Raw genomic sequence first — 17000 nt, 5'->3', positions numbered from 1 at the left:
AGGTTGTTGTATAAATGCTGAAGAAAGGTCACCAGGAGGTATACGCATGTGTAATTAATAAATTTACAATCTGGCTTATCTCATTTCTAAAGTCTTGCGTAGCCATGGCTGCTTGATTTTTGCAGATAATCCTTCAGGTCTTCATAGGAAAATGGCTGACTGTATATTCCGGGTGCGTAATCTTCTGCAGGATCCATGACTTCATGATAGGTATGAATCGGGGTAAGACTTTTAGGATAACCGCCATATTCGTTTGGTGCGTTCCAATAAGCGAATATTCCATAGGCTATTGCCTGTATTCTCCTTTTGAAAAGTTTATGTTCTTCTATTGAAGCGTTTGATGCAGGTTTTAAAAGAGAAATCATTTCAAAGAGTCTTGCAGCCGTATGGGAACGGCCTGTTTCAATAGGCATTCTTGCTCTTCTTGCCATTATGGTGTCCGGTGAAGCTTCGTTCCTTGTTCCTGCTCCTAATCTTCCCTGATCCCATTTGATTTCTCCTTTGTGTTTTTTAGGGTCTTTTGAAAAAGGAGTAAGATTCTTTTGGAGTACTGCTACGCGTTCGTAATCAAAATCCTCATTTAATTCCCATCTCATGGGTCTGGGTGGGCTGTTTTTACCCTGGTAAGGATGTGGGATTAAGACAGGATGTGCCGTAGGTAGCGCTCTGCTGTTTCCCCGGGGGCTAAACAGTTCTTTAATATCATGAAGGATAGCAATATTTTCACTCACGGTAAAATCCTTTTCTGAAAAAGCCAGACTGATCCTGTCTGTTTTTATGAACATCATTTCTAATAGTGGTTGTATGCTTCCAATATTATCTATGGTAGGTTCGGTCCGTAATCTTGGATAGGAATTGGCAAGGTTGTAGCTGCCGCCCATATTCGGGAGCAGGTTGGCAATAGGGTTTGTGGTCAGGTAATAACTTAGCTTTCCACTAATACTTTCTTTTTTCCATAATTCAGCTGCTATGGCCCTTCGTAATTCATTGAGAACGGCAGCAATTTTCTCATTACTTAAAATTTTTATGGCGAGCTCTGTTTCCTTTTGCTTATTTTTCCGCAAAGAAGGATGTGAATCGTAAATGAGCTGCCTGTAAAAAGATGGCTTGTCCGGAAATGATTTCCAGTAAGCTTTTGGCTGGTCGTCGTCTAATCCGATCGAGGGTTTTACGGAGCCCAGCATGATTCCTGAAGGCAGTTGCCATGGCTCAGACCGTATCCATTCATTAAACGTTTCCTGAAGATAGGTTATATTTAAATCTCTGGGCAGAAGATGCATTACTTTTATCCCATACTCATAAGCCTTTAAAGGTAATATCTCTTTTTTCTCGCCCGGTTCTAATAGTTTCTGGTAATTTAGCATTTTGTATAATTTGGTGATGATCAATGATCTTATTTACATCACAAAGTTCGAAGGAATAGTGAGCCTGTAAAAGAGAGTAAATACCCATTTTTAGAAATTGGGGGTATACCCTGATTGATTATATGGATGCATATAATAATGTGTTTAAAACAAAAAAGATGAGCTGTGAAGCTCACCTTACGGGTATAAATGATATGATTGAAAAGGGTATTGATGAAAGAGCATACATGCATAAGAGGAGCATGTATGGATTCTTACCATTTTTGTCTTATTCCGGATGAACAGCTCAAAGTAACAAACAAAAAGAGATGAATTTTAGAGTAGAAATAACCAAATATAACTTTCCGTACAAATACTTACCCCATACTTTGCATGCGATTTACAGAATAGGTAATCTTACCTAATCGATTTGGTATAATAGTACATGAAAAAAGCAGGCTTTTTAAAACCTGCCTTTATGTTTGTTAGCTTATTAATGGGATGTTATACTAAGTATATAATTGCTTGAAATATTTCACGTGTAAATAAAACGGAATCAGTGATTTGATGGACGCTACATGAATGTTTTTTTTCTTTCAAACGTGCAATATCAACGACAGGTCTGTAAATGATGACATAAACGAAGAGGTAAATTACAAAATAGACAGAATTTAAGCTGTTGATAAAAAGAAGCCCTAACAGAGGCATCAATATAACAATATAATAAACTAATGCATTTTTCATAGTGAACAATTTTTGATGGCGCAAGCCGCCGTAACTGCAATAGAAGTCTGCGGAATAAAGGCTGTTTCAACCCACAGTGTTACACTCATCCAGCCGTGGTTCACATAAGTCCCCGCAATGCAATTAGCTACTGCCTGCCCACATCCTCTGCTTGTTGTGCCGGATGTGCTCAGATCCTGAACATTTCTGAAATAGATGCGCCCTTCCTGTTTATTTAAAACGTAATCAACAGAATTGATTAATTCCTCACCATCATAATACTTAACAGTAAAGTTTTCATCATCTACCTTACTCATTCCTGTTTCTAAAATTCCTCCGAAATTTCCCTGATCATCAGGAACTGCAAATATGGCCATTTGCTCTTCTTTGGAATCAAAATTGAAATCCCTCTGCAGAAAATAATAAGCATCTACTTCCTTGTTATAATACACATTATCCGTATCATAAACAGTAGAGTCTATAACTCTAGATGTTTTTTTATCTCCTATTTTAGATTGAATGTAAGCCTTAAATTTGGCACTAAGATCATTCTTTACGACCTTGTTTTCTTTTTGTTGTACATTTTCTTCATCCTGTCCACATGATGTTAATCCCAGAGTTGCCAGCGCAAATACAAATAGAAATGCTTTTCTCATAATTTTGAATTTAATAGTTTTAATTTTTTTTGACACCGCAAATCTAATTGTTCAGCACAAAATGAATAGAATGAAAAAATTAAAAAAAAATTAAAATTTATATTTGTTTAACTGTTGTCTATTTATTGATGGATATTTACATGTATTGTTTAGTTTTTATTGAAGATTAAGATGGTGTATTGTAATATTAATGATTTTTCTGAATTACAGTAAGAGAATTAAAGGTGTAATTTTATGCCATATATTGTAGGGTTAAATGCGTTAAAAGATGTATTTGTTATGTTTTTCACATCTCTATTTGTGCAAATTGATAGTCGTTTGGGATATTTATGCAAATGATTTGATCATACGGTGATAATCCTTGTCGCTGATATTGGATGCCTTCACTTTAATGCGAACCGGAGATTCTTTCTGCTGGCTGTTGACTTCGATTACAATCTTTTTTGCCATTAAGGATTCTTCAATTTTAAATGCACGAAGACGGTTGACCGGATAATCAACACTAGGGAATATGACTCCTTTTTTCAGCGGATGATAATATTTAATTGAAAAGACAGCTCCGGTGTTTTCAAAATGAAAGACTCTTAACCTGATGATACTGGTTAAAGTCAGCACGAATACAACAAGAGAAGCAGACAGTATTGTCCATAAAATACTTTCTTCCATAAATGATTTTAGGATGTAGCTGCCAATGGCTAAGAATACATCAATTATCAATAAAGCCATCAGAATTCTCATCTTGAAAATGACTTTTTTTTCGATTAGTTACGACCATGTTTGTTTTTATTAATTAATCTTAAAAATTTGTTTATTTTGTAAAAATAATAAGATTATTTTATTTACAATATGTTAAATTGTAAAACTTTAATGGAAAATATTTTTTATATGATGGGCGGTTCGTAACTCTATGTTTTTCAGGTTAAAATAGGCATTATTTTATTTTTAATTCTCTATTTTGTGATATTTTAAAATGAGGATTTTTCCAGTGGGAAAATGGTATTCATCCAAAGCATAAAAGTACCGACAAAACTGAATGGCTAGAGATATAAATGATGATTGCCCTGATAGAAGGCATTTCGGAAGATTTGAAAAGAAGAAAAGAATATTTCTTAAGAATTTCTGAACTCGGAAGCATTTTTTCCGGAGTACATTTTAAAAAAACGGCTGAAATGCGCTGAACTTTCAAACCCGAGTTCGTAGGCTATTTCTTTTACGGATTTATCTGAATAATGAAGATAACGTTTAGCTTCCAGGATAATTCTGCTCTGTATAATCTTTGACGGTGCGGGTTGTTTCAGAATAGCAAAGATGTTGCTTAGTGTTTTGGGAGATTTGTGAAGGGCTGCTGCATAAAAATTCACACCGTGTTCCTGTTTGAAGTGCGCTTCAAGAACCAGCATGAATTTCCTTACCAAATCCATTTTTTCATCGGGAAACAACTGATAACTTTCAGATTGCTGTTTTGCAATCCGGGTTGTTTTAATAATAAGCTGTTTGAGAAGTGTTCGCAACATTTCCCCCTGGAAGTTATCTGTAGATTCCCATTCTTCCTGAAATAGTTTTTCGAGCTGAAGCATCGCTCTTTTTTCGGAAGGATTCAGCCGGATAAACATCGGATGTTGTATTCCATAAAAAAGAAACCCTACGCAGCCCACCTCAGCATCGTGATCTACAATGCAGTAAAATTCACGGTTGAACTGCCAGGCAACGAGCTGATCCGGACGTTCGAAAACAAAATGTAAGCTGGCAACCAATGGTAAAATACAACCTTCCGGCAGCGTATATTCTATTTCATCTATGGTCACAGTTTGTGCCTCGCCTTTGTTGTAAACAAATGTGTTGATAGGAACTGGTGAGCCATTTCGCAATCCGATCCCTTTTAATTCCTCGTTATTGATATGCATAATAAAACGGGCGAGGGTAGATTTGTCTTCGTATTTCCGGATCATTTTATCTTTACATTATGATGTCAGTACTCTGTTTATATAGGTAATCCTGGTTACTAAAATTAATTATTTTTTTTCTAATGCTTCCTTTCCTAATTCTATAAGGCCTTTACCATCTACATATCCTATTTGCCTCAGCACAAGCTTGCCATTAGGATCGAAAAACAGTAATGAAGGATAAGAGTTTACTTTCCAGTCCTTTGCCAGTTCAATACCTTCTCCTTTTTCCATATCAATTGTATAATTGATGAAATTTCTGTTAAAATAGCCGGCTGCCATCTTATCTTTGAAAGTCTTTGATTTTAATAGCTTGCAGGGGCCACACCAGCTTGTGTAAGCATCTACAAAAATGGTTTTACCACTTTTCTTTGCTTCGGCACTGACTTCTTTCCAGCTGATGTTTCTGAAATTGATTTCTTCCGGAGAAATTTTGGCTTTGGCTGTTTTTTGTTGAGCCGTACAAAAGTTTACCGTGAATAAGAAGGCCAGAAGGCTGTAGAGCAATTGATATTTTTTATTGGTAATCATGTCTATAAATCGTTTATAAGGTGATGGGCTGCTGATCTTAATAGTTCGGGATTAAGCCGCTGTTTAAAGTCGGGATTTATATATTCAAAATGAATAGTTCCTTTTCTGTCTAAAATAAACACGGATGGCACGGGAAGTAGCAGTTCGGTATTTTTTCCACCTGTCGTTTTCGGAAGCATTTCCCAATATCCTTTCGGTGCCTTAAAAGCAATCCCGAACTGTTTGGAAAGCTTCAGGTCTGCATCTGATAATAGGGTATAGCTTAATTTTTCCTTAGTGGCAGACTGCATAAGTCCTTCAGGCTGATCCGTACTGATCGCGATGATCTGGTATCCGGTTTTTTCAAGATCGGGTGCAATTTCCTGTAATCCTGAAAGCTGCTTGGAGCAATAAGGGCACCAGCCTCCTCTGTAAAATATCAGGACTGTCGGTTTTTGGGATACTGCAGCATTGAGATCGAAACGCTTTCCGTTGGCATCCGGTAAAGTGGCCACAGGAATTTTTTCTCCGTTAAGTAGGGGACTGATATCTTCAGGTTTTTGAGGAATGGTGTAAGCGGGTGATTGCATTTCACTTTCCGTCATTTCCATGTGATTCTGTTGTTTCTGTGCATGGAATGATGAAGGGATAAGAAGGAACAATGAGCCTAATGTTCCTGATATGATCGTGCGCTGTATTAAATTTTTCACGTTGGATTATTTTTTTTAATTGGGAAAATTGGACACCTTTAAGTGTCCAATTTTTATTGATTTTTATTTCTTCTAAGAGCTCAATCTATTGCAGGGTTACCTTAATGATATTGGAAATCGATGGTAACGTTGTAAATGCATTCGGATTAGGTACTTCCTGTATTGGTTTACTTTCCGTAAGCGGAGTACCTGCCAGGTTGAATTGCGTTATACCTGCACCCGGAAACTGGTTGAGGGCTGTTCCATTATCATACAGAGCTATTGAAGATGAAATATCACCTTTTTGCGTAGCATCCACACCACTTCCTTTGGTCGCAAAGAACCAGTCATTAGAGAAGCCGTACATGGTAGCGACTGTAATTTTATCGCCTGGTGATACATTCAGTTGCTGGGAAACTTTCCCGCCTGCTTGTCCACCTATTTTAGGCAATAATACAGTTGAACCGGCTGCTGCTAAAACATAGACTTGTTTAACGCCGGGCACGTTTTTCAGATATCCTGCCAAAATACTTGCATCTCCTTTTTGTGCCAGTTCTTTTAATCCCTGTCCTCTGTCATTTTCTCCGTTTTTGTAGATCGGATTGTCTATACCATTGTAAACGACTACAAGAATAGGGGAAAGAGGAGTGAAAATTCCGGTTTGTCCCTTGATGTAATTTCCGAGATCAGTAGGATCGCCGGCTTCTGCGATTTTGGTTAGCCCGTTAACGGATGGCATTCCTTTTTTATAAAGGGGCTCCGGATTCAGAAGATTCCCTCCTGCAATGTAAGAGATGGCCCAAACGCCGGGACTGAATGGAGTAGGATTGGTGGTATTTCCGGATGTATTGGCAATTGTTACCGTGAACGTTGAGTTTCCATCGTAATGTAAGGATACTTTCATTAAAGAAGAAGCCGGTGCATAGGTGTGTCCCTGGGCATCTGTTCCTGCTACTTCCGTGATATTTTTGGCGGTCGTCTCTGCGGTTCCCGGATGCATTAGGGTTGCTCCCGGTGTCTGGTTGATTCTTGTTCCGTTATCCCATAATTTGATCTGGGCCGAAACATCCCCTTCTATAGGAGTGCCGTTATCCTGATATAATTTGATTCCTGGATTTTCCGGTGCGAAAAAAAGGTCGTTGGACCAGCCGTACATCGTAGCAAAGCTTAAAGCTTGTCCTTTAGCAGCAGAAAACTGGAAAGAGATAGATTCTCCGGGCATAATAACCGGTGAGGCTCCATTGTTTTTAAACGTTCCGGATTCCACCAAGGGTCTTGAGTCCAGAACATTTTCAACTGTGATCGTTGATGGCATTCCATTTTCCATAGGGCTGTCATCATTGTCATTGCACGAAAGCAGGACCAAAGGTATTGCAGCTAATGTCAGCCAACTGGATTTTAATTTATTCATTTTCATTTACTTAAGTATTTTAAATTACAAAGCAAAGATATTGGGACATCCGTTCAGAAGTGGTACCTGCATTTCCCGCGGTGTTGACGATATTTCCCGAAGTGTATCTGGTGTCGGTTATTATACATGGAGAACAGGAGGTAAAAAATACAGATGCGTAATTAAGAATCTTCATCCTGAATACCGGTTAATAAATCCTGAAGAAAGAAATTAAATGGATTTTACTATTAAAATTGAAATTTTTTTAATGTTTCCAAAGAACTTTATAATCCTAAAACAGTATCAAAAGGCTTATAGGAAGGGCTTTTTATGCAATGTATTCTGCTTTTAATTTCACCTTTAGGAGAATACCCTCATTTTTAAAAATCAGTTTTTTCCCTGAACGATGACTTCTTTTAGTTTATGAAATTTGTATCAGACAAAAGAGAGAAAGTAACGAAGTACTTACCATTTCAATCGCAATATAAAACAAAAGACTGAATGGAGATGAGAGAAATCTTATAGAATGTCAAAAAAAAACTAAAACTAAAATAACCATTTAAACGAAAAATATGGCAGATACAGTAAACAACCAGACTACAGATGCAGTTACGCAGACGAATGTTACCGTGCTTGGTGAGTCTCCGGCACAGGCCATGAGTATGCTTTATCAGATGGCCACACACGCCAGCGGGATTTCTATCCAGAACTCGGTATCCAATCAGCAGAACCTGAATCAATTAAACCCTGCGATTGTTGCGGATGCCATAAAGATTTTAAAAGGATAACCTAAAACCTTACAACCATGGCTGAGAATGATAAAGATGCAACAAAAAAAGCTGCAAAAGCTGATCCTACCACTCCGGAGGAGAAAGCAGTAGTGTTTGTGAACACAGAAGTTTTATCGCCACCACCTACCGACCCGATGTTAGGCGCTGCGAAAATAATGATTGATCAGTCGACCGGGATGATGGTGCAGGATTTACAGTCATTTTTAAAAGGATTTGAACAGGTGGGTCTGGTAGCTCTGAGTAAACTGGCTTTCAATTATTTAACATATGGAAATTACTATCCCGGCGGGAAAAAAAAGAGTCCAAAGGAAGAAGATGAAGATATGGAAGTGCCGGAATATGATCCGGCAGGAGGAAATGGAAATGCAATGATGAAGGACCTTTTTAAAATAGTAAGTGATTATGCAGAAGCTAAGACAAAGCTCTCCAGGACCATTTACAACAGCAACATTACTCCTTTTTCAAACGGAAACACAGACCTTCCCCCTTTGGCAGATGTAACCGTGGAAAGTGAGGATCCCGAAAAAAAAAAACGAGTAACGCTGCCGGCAGCGGAAGAAACCCCGATACCGGAAGATCCTATGAAAAAGAACTTTATCGTGGCTGACGAGCAGGGAGGGGGAGTTGTGCTGAAATCTATAAAATTAACGGAGCCATTAGTAAAACCGGAAATCAAAGAAGCGGTAGTTCCTGTTGAACAACACATCAGTGAACACACCAAAAAAACTATACTAACAAAACTAATCGAAAAACTTAAAAAAATAAGAGATGAATTATTCAATTGAACCAAAACCAGCGAAGGTTTTAAACCTGCGTACCCTCAGGGAGCTGAATGAAAGCCTTTATCTTACCAGAACGGATGACAATGCCTATTTCAGCGTAAAGAAGCCGGAAAATAACAGCGATCGTGATATATTCGGTCTGCAAACCTCCAATGTCACCATTCAGCCTACGGTAAGGCCGGTCATTAGTATGAAAGGCAAAAGAACCAACAACTATCAATCGTTTGTTATCGAACCTAAAGACAAAGCGACCGGAATAGTGGTGGTGATGATCAAACTGGAAGAAAATCAGACTTTTTTCTGTAATATAAGGATCCTTCCTTTGAGCACCCTGGCAGATATTACCGAACCGGAAGTAGATTCCAGGCTTCTTACCATTAATCTTGAAAAATCGAAATGTGTTCTCAAGACCGATATTACGATCACCGCATCCAATACAGGTGAAGCCCTTTATTCAGTGCATGATGTAGATGTGAACGCAATTGCTAACCTGGTGACTCCGGAGGAAATTATAGAATTAAAAAGGGAGCTGGAATTCCAGGGATCCAAACTGATGGCTCATTATTTCCAGGAAATCCTTGATATTATCCTTAATGAAGCTGTTCCCGTGCATGGCAAGCCGCCGGTAATTCCGGACGACTATATCCTGAGCCTTCCCAACGACCAGATCAAAGAAATGATGACAGCGTGTGCGATCACGGGATGTATTGCCCTGGAAATTATCGGAGCCAATGTGATTCTGGACCTTAACAGGGACTGGACGACTGCAGGCGCTTTTCTCGGCTATTTGCTGTAGGAGATCATTCCTGCGCGGCTGTCTCTTTTCATTCACAATCAAAAAATTATACCTATGCGAAGAAGAATCAATCACAGGTCTTCCAAACCTGCGCGTACCCCTTATCCTGCCCCGGTTCCGATAGAAACTGAACCTGTAGAAATCATCGAATCTATACAGACCATTGAGCCGGAAATTGTGGAAGAAGACTTAATGCCTTTCGTGATCACGAACGAGGATGAGATCATTAATTACATCAAGGAGAAAGCAACCAAGGAAACGTTGAAATCTTTAGCTCCTTTGCTGGAAAAGCTTGAGGAAGCGGTTAAACAGCAGCAGGCTTATCAGGCTGCAGCGCCGGCCACAGGAAATCCGGTTGCGATGACCTATGAAGAACAGCTGAAAAAACTTCAGGAGGCTTCCACAGGAAAATTAAAAGAGAAAGAACTGAAGATCGCCGAAAGGATGACCAAGCTGCAGGCAAGATTTGCCAATATCCGTAAATAATCAAATAACCAAAAATTAATAGTTATGATACACAATCAAAATGAAATCAATTTGGAAGTTGTAGGAATGGCTCCCACTGTACCTACGGCGATATCTATGCAGGTGAATGCGCACTCTACAGGATTGATGTACGAGCAATCTGTATCGCACCAACAAAGGGATGCCCTGATCGGTTTAAGCAATTCAGTTATGGGAATTAAAAAAATCGGCTCCCGGAAATTAAAAAAAAGAGCTGCTGAATTTCAGAAAAGGACGTTTTAATTTCTGATCAGTCTGAATACTCAGATTACGGATGCGGTTTTCTTCCCTGCAGAAATAAAAGCTGGTGACCTCAACATATATATTAGTCAAAATTTTTCATCCTCCCACCCGCTTTTAGAATGTTGCCGATGCCCCCAAAGAGCAAATATCATGTGGAAATGCAATCTCTCGCTCAAAATGTAAACACTGTACAACAGCCTGCAGGAGAAGAATGGTTTCTTTCATATAGAGGTAAGAACCAAAGAAGGGACCGCATCCTTTTTTTTAAATAACAATGTATATATACTATCTGCCCCGTCCGCAAGATCCGCGGAAAAAAATAAAAGTAATACAAAAAACACATCGGTCGTGATAGTTAGTACCCACGTGTTTATCAAACCAACACAGAATTTTAATTTCTGCCGGTTTCGCGGATAATGCAGATAAGATTCATCAAAAATGGTGATTGTAAAGTTCTTGTTGATTCAGCAGGTATAGCAGATAATCAAAAGATCTGCTCCATCTGTCTGATCGATGAGATATGAAAAAAAGATCGCAAAGATCAAAAGAAACAGAAAACTAGTTTAACAATCAAATAATTATTAACCGGGATTTAAATCTCAAAAAAAACAAATTACAATTATGGCAACAACAGTTAATTCACAAATCACAGATGCGGTTACTCAATCGAATGTAAAAGTAGTAGGAGAAGCTCCTGCAATGGCTTTGGGTAATGTTTATCAGACTGCGGCTCACTCTACGGGAATCATGTTTGAAAATGCGGTGAACACGCAAAACCAACAGAATATTTTAGGACAGGCAGCAACTACTCAGGGAGTAATGCAGATCTATAGCCTGGATACCGTAGCAGATGCAATCTCTATTGCAAGAATGTTGAATCCTAATTCTTAAGAACCTGTTTCTGCTTTAGTAGAAAAACGATAACCATAACCGGAATATCAGGTTAAAGAAAACTCTAATCAACAACAATCATTATGGCAACAGTAGTTAATGAACAAATTACGGATGCCGTTACCCAGGCGAATGTGAAAGTAGTGGCGGAATCTCCGGCTATGGCTTTGGGTAATGTGTATCAGACTGCCGCTCACTCAACGGGAATTATGTTTGAAAATGCGGTGAATACGCAAAATCAGCAAAATATTTTAGGACAGGCGGCTAATACGCAGGGCGTAATGAGGATCTATAGTATAGATACCATTGCAGATGCTCTTTCTATTGCAAAGATGCTGAATCCGGCATAAAAGCTCCCACGCGTAAAAGCAAAATATAACCTTGTAACAACCGGATCATCCGGTTGTTATTCAAAATCAAATTAAAAATTAATAATATGGCAACAGTAGTTAACGAACAAATCACGGACGCAGTAACGCAAACGAACGTAAAAGTAGTGGCAGAAGCTCCGGCAATCGCTTTAGGGAATGTATACCAGACAGCGGCGCATTCAACAGGAATCATGTTTGAGAATGCAGTAAATAATCAAAATCAGCAAAATATTTTAGGACAGGCGGCCACTACACAAGGTGTAATGCAGATCTATAGCCTGGATACCGTAGCGGACGCAATCTCTATTGCAAGAATGCTTAACCCGAACTCTTAAAAATCAATAACCATGATCGGATCGACTGATCATTTTTAAAACTCTAATCAACATCAATCATTATGGCAACAGTAGTTAATGAACAAATTACAGACGCAGTAACCCAGTCCAACGTAAAAGTGGTAGCAGAAGCTCCGGCAATCGCTTTAGGAAATGTATACCAGACAGCGGCTCACTCTACAGGGATCATGTTCGAAAATGCGGTAAATAACCAAAACCAGCAAAATATTTTAGGACAGGCTGCAACAACACAAGGGGTGATGCAGATCTACAGCATGGATACCGTAGCAGATGCGATTTCTATTGCTCAAATGCTTAACGCAGGATCTTAATACCTCATTTCTGCAATAGCGGGAAACACAATACAACCACGGCCGGAGAGTCCGGCCGTATAAAATCTAATAACAATTATCATTATGGCAACAGTAGTTAATGAACAAATCACAGATGCTGTAACGCAGTCCAACGTAAAAGTAGTGGCAGAAGCTCCGGCTATCGCTTTAGGGAATGTGTATCAGACAGCAGCGCACTCTACCGGGATCATGTTTGAAAATGCGGTAAATACGCAAAATCAACAGAACATTCTAGGTCAGGCAGCGACTACACAAGGCGTGATGCAGATCTATAGCGTGGATACCGTAGCGGATGCTATTTCCATCGCTAAGATGCTGAATCCATCTTAATCAGAGCGTGTTTTTAGAATTATATTGTTCAGGGAGAATGCTTTATTGATTCTCCCTGATTTTTTTAATAGGATAAAACCTTAATAACCTAAAATAAAATTAATATGGGATTTTTAAAAGATGGAGTGGTGCTGGTAACAAGAGCTATGCGCGTCCGTTGGGATAATGCAACACCGGTTTACAGACACATCTTGCGTTTGCCGCAATTTGCCCCTCAACTTCGTTTTGTTGATCAGATCGTATCACCCGCAGGAAGAGTGGGATCACCGTTCATGGAACCTTTCCGTATTCTCGGGAGAGCCCTGAGCTGGAAGATCTGTTACGACGAGCATAAATTTAAATTTAAAATACTGGCAGGACCTACGGATTACGATTTGAATGCACGTTTGCTTTTTGAACATTCAAAGAATTTTGTAGGGCAAACAGTACCAGGTGCGATGAGAGGGGAAGGAGGGGTCTTCATGGGAAGAAGAGGTCAGAACGTAGTCACAACGGCTATGTTCGGTGGACAGGTAAGAATGACTCATGATGATGAAAACATGACGATGAGAAATTATGCTGAGCCGGGACACGTTTTCAGTGAAGGGTATTTGGATCTGGCATTTGTAGATGAGAATGACGGGAATACATATGTTATCCTTGAAGGAGGTGGATACAATAATTTTTCTACCATAAATCAAGGTTTTGGAAGCTGGGTATTTCCGAATATGGGAAGAGCCAATATAGAAGCATACAGAGAATACCGTAACCTTCCCCGTATAAAGCATACGGTTGAAGAAATCAATAATTAGTGCTCCTGCAATATAATTTCAGGGCAAATTTCAAAAATGATCTTTCAAAACAGATAATACTGAAAAAGAATACAAATTATATAACCGGTAAAAATAACCCTCACAAATTTGTATTCTCTTCAGTATCAATCATCACTCATCAACTCTCAACTCTCAACCACCGTTTTCCAGCTATTTATCCAGCAGTACGATCTCGTGAGCATTCACAAAATTATTCTGTACCGCATAGATCACCAGCCCGGCCATATTTTTCACACTGGTTTTGATCATCAGGTTGGTTTTGTGGGTCTCCACTGTTTTAGGAGAGATGAATAAATGATCTGCAATTTCTTTGGTGCTGAGCTGCTGGCAAACCAATCGCAACACATCAATTTCCCTTTCCGTAAGATCGTCTTTAGAGTAGGCATGAAACTCCGGAAGTTTATTGGACAGCTGTCCGCGCATCACATCCACCTGTTCATCGGAAAAATAATGGCCATGATGATGCACTGCATCGATCACCTTTAAAAGCTCATCAAGCTCAATTTCCTTGGATAAAAAAGCATGGGCTCCCATTTTCAGCATTTGTCCCATAAATGACCGGCGGTAAAAGCTGGAAAGGACAATGATTTTTACCTCCGCCTCCTTTTGTGGCAGGGCGGACATGACTTCAATACCGTCCCCGTTAGCCATTCTGAGGTCCAGCAAAAGGACGTCCGGCAGATCAATGTTCGTTTCATTCAGAAAATGATGACCACTTGTTGAGGTCATTACCACTTCGTAACGATCATCCTGATCGATGTAGTTTTTTAAAAGTTGTACAAACAACAGGTCATCATCTACGATACCAATTTTAATTTTTAAGTTTTTCATTTTTTAATTTTTATTTAGGCAAATGGGCAAATAGGCGGATTTCTTTTTTCCTCTTTCAGTCATTTCGCCCCTTTGCTTTTCAGCCATTTTACTATTTTACGATTTCACGTTTCCGCAGTTTAGTCTTTCAACCCCTCAGCAATTCTGCCTTTTCACAATTTCCCACTTTCAATTTTCCACTTTTCCTCACTCTCTCACCCGCCATCTCCAAAACCCTCAAACCCCCAAACTCTCAAACCCTCAAAACTCACACCCTCAACTCCCCATCACTCTATTACCACACACGCTATAAACTTTGTCCCTTTCTCCGGTTTCGACTTCAGTTTATACGCTGCGCTGATTTTTTGTGCCCTGGACTGAATATTTCTGAGGCCGATCCCGTTGTAATTGTTTTCCTGGCGGAATCCGTTTCCGTTGTCCTCTATGGTCAGCATCAGGTATTCCAGGGATATCCTTAGTGATACATCAATCCTGGTGGCATTGGCATGTTTTAAAGTATTGGTGACCAGCTCCTGGACGATCCTGAACATATTTAATTTTACCGGACTGCTGATCGATGCATCGGTAACCCTGTGGCGGTAATCGATCTCTATGGTTTTACTGATCTGGTTCAGGTAATCGGCGATCAGATCCGTTAACGTAATCTCCCCCAGATCCGGAGGCGTCAGGTTGTGGGATAATTCCCGGATCAGCTGCATCGATTGTTTCAGATCCAGGTTCAGTTCGTCCCTGTTTTTATGATTGATGTTCAGGCGGATCAGGTTCAGGTTGGAGATTATGTTATCATGAAGTTCTTCCGCAAGACGTTCCCGGTCCTTTTCCTGGATGTGCAGGGTATTTTCCCAGCATTCCGTCTGGGTGTTGCGGACGAGCTGCATTACTTTCTGCCTGCTTTTTCTGATGCTTTTCAGGTAGTTCACCACCAATACGGTGATCAGTATTGTTGTTAAAAGGAATAAACCAATGCCAATCCATATCCATTCAACTACCAGGCCCGGATTTTCCCACTGCAACATCCCAGATTAATAAGAGCAAGATAAAAACACCATAACAGGATCCCTCTGAAAAGCCAGATCGGAGCCACCCATTCCAGGTGATTGCTGATCAGGAAATCAAAAGTAGTGGAGATCAGGCATTCAACAGAAAAAAAAAAGAAAAACAGAGATGTTGAGGATCAACACGCTTTTTTCTACGCTTCCTCTTTTCAATACCTTCACAAAATACGCTGCCGCAAAACTACAGATGATAATACTGCTGATGATGTTGGAATAAAAGGTAGCGGGTGTATGGTCCCGTACATTCACGATATTGATGACCAGGAATACCGCAGCATAGAGGTAGATCATCCACCTGAGCAGTTGGGGAAGCTTGATACAGTATTTGCTGTAGATCTCGGTGAGCATTATAAGGCCAAAAGACTGGCTCAATGCATAGTTGTAGGTGTTCAGTGTGTTTAATTTCAGCAGGCGGTCCACGAGGTCCGTCAGTTCCAGGGCCAGTTCACCCAGCAGGAATAGCAGGATCGCTTCCTTGGAGGTTATCCCCCTTCTTACCAATAGGATCAGCCCGGTGAATAGGGTGAGGTTGATCAGTATCTGTAAACAGAGGGATAGGTCATTATAAGAAAGCACCGCTTTTTTTCAAAAGTTGGTAATTGTCAACAGGATCAGCAGCGGTAAACGGAGGTCGCGGAGTAGAGTAGTTCTCTGCGGTTTTACTCATTTCGCTGATCGTAAGGTCTTTTACGGTAATGATCTCAACATGATAGGCGAAGACAGAGGCATTCTCAGGATCATCCGTAAGTCCGAAGAAACAGGTGCCGGATTGATCACCATCCAGCCCCAGGCGGTCAAAATCTGCAAACGGAATTGCTACTATCTGGACGAAGTCCTGAACTTTCTGGGCCTTCAGCCAGGTCGTACAATACATATTCCATCTGAAATTACGGTTGATCGCTGATTCCGAAGTGATCGGCGGATCAATTTCCAGGTTGGTGGTGTTTTGTAGGGTGACATTTGGGGAATCGCGGGTAAATTCCCTGATGACAATATCATTGAAATCTGCGGTCTTATCGCTTTCGGAATCGATCAGGAAGAACTTAAGCCGGTCCTCATCAATACCCAGGTACGCATGGATCTTTGGGTCTTCTGAATTTCCAAGATTAATTTTCCATTGGTCGATCTCCTTTCCGGAAACCGAAAAGTGGGTACCCTGGTTGAGGTAGCCCAGGATTTCCGCCTCGCTTCCGTCAATTCCGCTCTTGTAAGCGTCAATTAAAGTTTTCCATTTTTTAATGGATTGGTAAATACTTTCAGTTGTCATGGTATTAGTTATTTGTAAATAATAATAAATTATTTTTGAAATTTACAAAAAAAATGGTTTTTAAATCACGTGGGTAAGAAATAGGAGTAATTGTGTTGCGGGATTGTGAATTACCGGTCGAATGAGGTAGCTTTGGGAACGGTGTTGTACTAGTTAATATGGTGATATATAATTGTTTATGAATATTGAGAATTCCAGCTCTAATGTGAATTATTTTTGTTTTTTTAATCGTTTTTCGGCTAAAGAGGTTGTTTTCTTTCTGAAAAAATCAGTTTTTCTACGGATTGCTGTTCCTGTTTTGTTGAGTACATTTGTTGGGAATACCCTGAAGTGAACGGATCGATGGTAAAATGAAGCGAGTTTTCTTGAAAATAGTATATGATAA

At 39.7% G+C, this 17000-nt stretch carries 23 protein-coding genes; 13 read left to right on the top strand and 10 right to left on the bottom strand.

All coding sequences use genetic code 11. The annotated features are described in order from the left end of the window. Positions 1 to 86 precede the first annotated feature (86 nt). The 7 genes from ACJ5H0_RS07100 to ACJ5H0_RS07070 all read right to left on the bottom strand — a co-directional run bounded on the left by ACJ5H0_RS07100 (position 87) and on the right by ACJ5H0_RS07070 (position 7275). Complete coding sequence (locus ACJ5H0_RS07100; protein ID WP_411248402.1) at positions 87 to 1364, bottom strand: PH domain-containing protein; 1278 nt, start codon at positions 1362 to 1364, stop codon at positions 87 to 89. Between the two features lie 719 nt (positions 1365 to 2083). Next, entirely contained in the window at positions 2084 to 2722 is a 639-nt protein-coding gene (locus ACJ5H0_RS07095; RefSeq protein WP_306614792.1) for a hypothetical protein, read from the bottom strand. Positions 2723 to 3049: 327 nt separating this feature from the next. After that, on the bottom strand, positions 3050 to 3448 hold the full coding sequence (locus tag ACJ5H0_RS07090) for a hypothetical protein (RefSeq protein ID WP_172279403.1): 399 nt from the start codon (positions 3446 to 3448) through the stop codon (positions 3050 to 3052). A 383-nt stretch (positions 3449 to 3831) separates the two neighbouring features. Further along, positions 3832 to 4671, bottom strand: coding sequence for an AraC family transcriptional regulator (locus tag ACJ5H0_RS07085; RefSeq protein ID WP_273648579.1), 840 nt, complete (start codon positions 4669 to 4671; stop codon positions 3832 to 3834). A gap of 63 nt (positions 4672 to 4734) precedes the next feature. Continuing rightward, positions 4735 to 5196 carry a thioredoxin family protein gene (locus tag ACJ5H0_RS07080; RefSeq protein ID WP_411248400.1) on the bottom strand — a complete coding sequence of 154 codons (462 nt, stop codon included), beginning with the start codon at positions 5194 to 5196 and terminating at the stop codon, positions 4735 to 4737. 2 nt (positions 5197 to 5198) lie between these two features. Continuing rightward, positions 5199 to 5885 carry a peroxiredoxin-like family protein gene (locus ACJ5H0_RS07075; RefSeq protein WP_411248398.1) on the bottom strand — a complete coding sequence of 229 codons (687 nt, stop codon included), beginning with the start codon at positions 5883 to 5885 and terminating at the stop codon, positions 5199 to 5201. 85 nt (positions 5886 to 5970) lie between these two features. Next, positions 5971 to 7275, bottom strand: a complete 1305-nt coding sequence (locus tag ACJ5H0_RS07070; protein WP_411248396.1) for a spondin domain-containing protein — start codon at positions 7273 to 7275, stop codon at positions 5971 to 5973. Positions 7276 to 7315: 40 nt separating this feature from the next. Between ACJ5H0_RS07070 and ACJ5H0_RS07065 the strand changes: the two genes are divergently transcribed. The 12 genes from ACJ5H0_RS07065 to ACJ5H0_RS07010 all read left to right on the top strand — a co-directional run bounded on the left by ACJ5H0_RS07065 (position 7316) and on the right by ACJ5H0_RS07010 (position 13441). Further along, positions 7316 to 7489, top strand: a complete 174-nt coding sequence (locus ACJ5H0_RS07065) for a hypothetical protein (RefSeq protein WP_411248394.1) — start codon at positions 7316 to 7318, stop codon at positions 7487 to 7489. A 337-nt stretch (positions 7490 to 7826) separates the two neighbouring features. Continuing rightward, a complete protein-coding gene (locus tag ACJ5H0_RS07060; RefSeq protein ID WP_034684366.1) occupies positions 7827 to 8042 on the top strand; it encodes a RebB family R body protein in 216 nt (71 codons plus the stop codon). A gap of 17 nt (positions 8043 to 8059) precedes the next feature. Continuing rightward, positions 8060 to 8830 (top strand): hypothetical protein, encoded by a 771-nt coding sequence (locus ACJ5H0_RS07055; RefSeq protein WP_411248392.1) that lies wholly within the window; start codon positions 8060 to 8062, stop codon positions 8828 to 8830. After that, positions 8814 to 9623, top strand: coding sequence for a hypothetical protein (locus tag ACJ5H0_RS07050; protein ID WP_273648573.1), 810 nt, complete (start codon positions 8814 to 8816; stop codon positions 9621 to 9623). The genes ACJ5H0_RS07055 and ACJ5H0_RS07050 overlap by 17 nt, the downstream gene beginning before the upstream one ends. A gap of 54 nt (positions 9624 to 9677) precedes the next feature. Then, positions 9678 to 10109 carry a hypothetical protein gene (locus ACJ5H0_RS07045; protein WP_411248390.1) on the top strand — a complete coding sequence of 144 codons (432 nt, stop codon included), beginning with the start codon at positions 9678 to 9680 and terminating at the stop codon, positions 10107 to 10109. Positions 10110 to 10133: 24 nt separating this feature from the next. Next, positions 10134 to 10370 carry a RebB family R body protein gene (locus ACJ5H0_RS07040; RefSeq protein ID WP_411248387.1) on the top strand — a complete coding sequence of 79 codons (237 nt, stop codon included), beginning with the start codon at positions 10134 to 10136 and terminating at the stop codon, positions 10368 to 10370. 621 nt (positions 10371 to 10991) lie between these two features. Continuing rightward, positions 10992 to 11261: a RebB family R body protein gene (locus ACJ5H0_RS07035; protein ID WP_034684380.1), complete on the top strand. Its 270-nt coding sequence runs from the start codon at positions 10992 to 10994 to the stop codon at positions 11259 to 11261. Between the two features lie 83 nt (positions 11262 to 11344). Next, positions 11345 to 11611, top strand: a complete 267-nt coding sequence (locus tag ACJ5H0_RS07030) for a RebB family R body protein (RefSeq protein ID WP_172279385.1) — start codon at positions 11345 to 11347, stop codon at positions 11609 to 11611. An 86-nt stretch (positions 11612 to 11697) separates the two neighbouring features. Further along, positions 11698 to 11967, top strand: a complete 270-nt coding sequence (locus ACJ5H0_RS07025; RefSeq protein WP_172279382.1) for a RebB family R body protein — start codon at positions 11698 to 11700, stop codon at positions 11965 to 11967. 62 nt (positions 11968 to 12029) lie between these two features. Then, a complete protein-coding gene (locus ACJ5H0_RS07020; RefSeq protein WP_089027138.1) occupies positions 12030 to 12299 on the top strand; it encodes a RebB family R body protein in 270 nt (89 codons plus the stop codon). Positions 12300 to 12383: 84 nt separating this feature from the next. Further along, a complete protein-coding gene (locus tag ACJ5H0_RS07015) occupies positions 12384 to 12650 on the top strand; it encodes a RebB family R body protein (RefSeq protein ID WP_034684388.1) in 267 nt (88 codons plus the stop codon). 104 nt (positions 12651 to 12754) lie between these two features. Then, the gene (locus ACJ5H0_RS07010) at positions 12755 to 13441 is read left to right on the top strand and encodes a hypothetical protein (RefSeq protein ID WP_306614775.1); all 687 of its coding nucleotides are present in this window, start codon (positions 12755 to 12757) and stop codon (positions 13439 to 13441) included. A 171-nt stretch (positions 13442 to 13612) separates the two neighbouring features. Here the strand turns inward: ACJ5H0_RS07010 and ACJ5H0_RS07005 are convergent, their stop codons facing one another. After that, complete coding sequence (locus ACJ5H0_RS07005; protein ID WP_172279378.1) at positions 13613 to 14293, bottom strand: response regulator transcription factor; 681 nt, start codon at positions 14291 to 14293, stop codon at positions 13613 to 13615. Positions 14294 to 14559: 266 nt separating this feature from the next. After that, positions 14560 to 15309, bottom strand: coding sequence for a sensor histidine kinase (locus tag ACJ5H0_RS07000; protein WP_306614773.1), 750 nt, complete (start codon positions 15307 to 15309; stop codon positions 14560 to 14562). Positions 15310 to 15390: 81 nt separating this feature from the next. Here ACJ5H0_RS07000 and ACJ5H0_RS06995 point away from each other — a divergent pair, with 81 nt between their 5' ends. Then, positions 15391 to 15750: a hypothetical protein gene (locus ACJ5H0_RS06995; protein WP_411248383.1), complete on the top strand. Its 360-nt coding sequence runs from the start codon at positions 15391 to 15393 to the stop codon at positions 15748 to 15750. A gap of 160 nt (positions 15751 to 15910) precedes the next feature. Here the strand turns inward: ACJ5H0_RS06995 and ACJ5H0_RS06990 are convergent, their stop codons facing one another. Continuing rightward, the gene (locus tag ACJ5H0_RS06990; RefSeq protein WP_411248381.1) at positions 15911 to 16615 is read right to left on the bottom strand and encodes a hypothetical protein; all 705 of its coding nucleotides are present in this window, start codon (positions 16613 to 16615) and stop codon (positions 15911 to 15913) included. Between the last annotated feature and the right edge of the window lie 385 nt (positions 16616 to 17000).

The sequence above is a fragment of the Chryseobacterium proteolyticum genome (assembly GCF_046591535.1).
Lineage (GTDB): Bacteria > Bacteroidota > Bacteroidia > Flavobacteriales > Weeksellaceae > Chryseobacterium > Chryseobacterium proteolyticum.
This window is presented reverse-complemented; position numbering and strand designations above follow the sequence as displayed.

Bases quoted from the DNA above. Each gene is read 5' to 3' on its own strand.
- ACJ5H0_RS07025 (WP_172279382.1), top strand. From the start codon at position 11,698: ATGGCAACAGTAGTTAACGAACAAATCACGGACGCAGTAACGCAAACG.
- ACJ5H0_RS07060 (WP_034684366.1), top strand. From the start codon at position 7,827: ATGGCAGATACAGTAAACAACCAGACTACAGATGCAGTTACGCAGACG.
- ACJ5H0_RS07085 (WP_273648579.1), bottom strand. From the start codon at position 4,671: ATGATCCGGAAATACGAAGACAAATCTACCCTCGCCCGTTTTATTATG.
- ACJ5H0_RS07100 (WP_411248402.1), bottom strand. From the start codon at position 1,364: ATGCTAAATTACCAGAAACTATTAGAACCGGGCGAGAAAAAAGAGATA.
- ACJ5H0_RS07095 (WP_306614792.1), bottom strand. From the start codon at position 2,722: ATGAGAAAAGCATTTCTATTTGTATTTGCGCTGGCAACTCTGGGATTA.
- ACJ5H0_RS07050 (WP_273648573.1), top strand. From the start codon at position 8,814: ATGAATTATTCAATTGAACCAAAACCAGCGAAGGTTTTAAACCTGCGT.
- ACJ5H0_RS07040 (WP_411248387.1), top strand. From the start codon at position 10,134: ATGATACACAATCAAAATGAAATCAATTTGGAAGTTGTAGGAATGGCT.
- ACJ5H0_RS07045 (WP_411248390.1), top strand. From the start codon at position 9,678: ATGCGAAGAAGAATCAATCACAGGTCTTCCAAACCTGCGCGTACCCCT.
- ACJ5H0_RS07020 (WP_089027138.1), top strand. From the start codon at position 12,030: ATGGCAACAGTAGTTAATGAACAAATTACAGACGCAGTAACCCAGTCC.
- ACJ5H0_RS07090 (WP_172279403.1), bottom strand. From the start codon at position 3,448: ATGGCTTTATTGATAATTGATGTATTCTTAGCCATTGGCAGCTACATC.
- ACJ5H0_RS07080 (WP_411248400.1), bottom strand. From the start codon at position 5,196: ATGATTACCAATAAAAAATATCAATTGCTCTACAGCCTTCTGGCCTTC.
- ACJ5H0_RS07000 (WP_306614773.1), bottom strand. From the start codon at position 15,309: ATGTTGCAGTGGGAAAATCCGGGCCTGGTAGTTGAATGGATATGGATT.
- ACJ5H0_RS07055 (WP_411248392.1), top strand. From the start codon at position 8,060: ATGGCTGAGAATGATAAAGATGCAACAAAAAAAGCTGCAAAAGCTGAT.
- ACJ5H0_RS07030 (WP_172279385.1), top strand. From the start codon at position 11,345: ATGGCAACAGTAGTTAATGAACAAATTACGGATGCCGTTACCCAGGCG.
- ACJ5H0_RS06990 (WP_411248381.1), bottom strand. From the start codon at position 16,615: ATGACAACTGAAAGTATTTACCAATCCATTAAAAAATGGAAAACTTTA.
- ACJ5H0_RS07035 (WP_034684380.1), top strand. From the start codon at position 10,992: ATGGCAACAACAGTTAATTCACAAATCACAGATGCGGTTACTCAATCG.
- ACJ5H0_RS07070 (WP_411248396.1), bottom strand. From the start codon at position 7,275: ATGAATAAATTAAAATCCAGTTGGCTGACATTAGCTGCAATACCTTTG.
- ACJ5H0_RS07015 (WP_034684388.1), top strand. From the start codon at position 12,384: ATGGCAACAGTAGTTAATGAACAAATCACAGATGCTGTAACGCAGTCC.
- ACJ5H0_RS07010 (WP_306614775.1), top strand. From the start codon at position 12,755: ATGGGATTTTTAAAAGATGGAGTGGTGCTGGTAACAAGAGCTATGCGC.
- ACJ5H0_RS07005 (WP_172279378.1), bottom strand. From the start codon at position 14,293: ATGAAAAACTTAAAAATTAAAATTGGTATCGTAGATGATGACCTGTTG.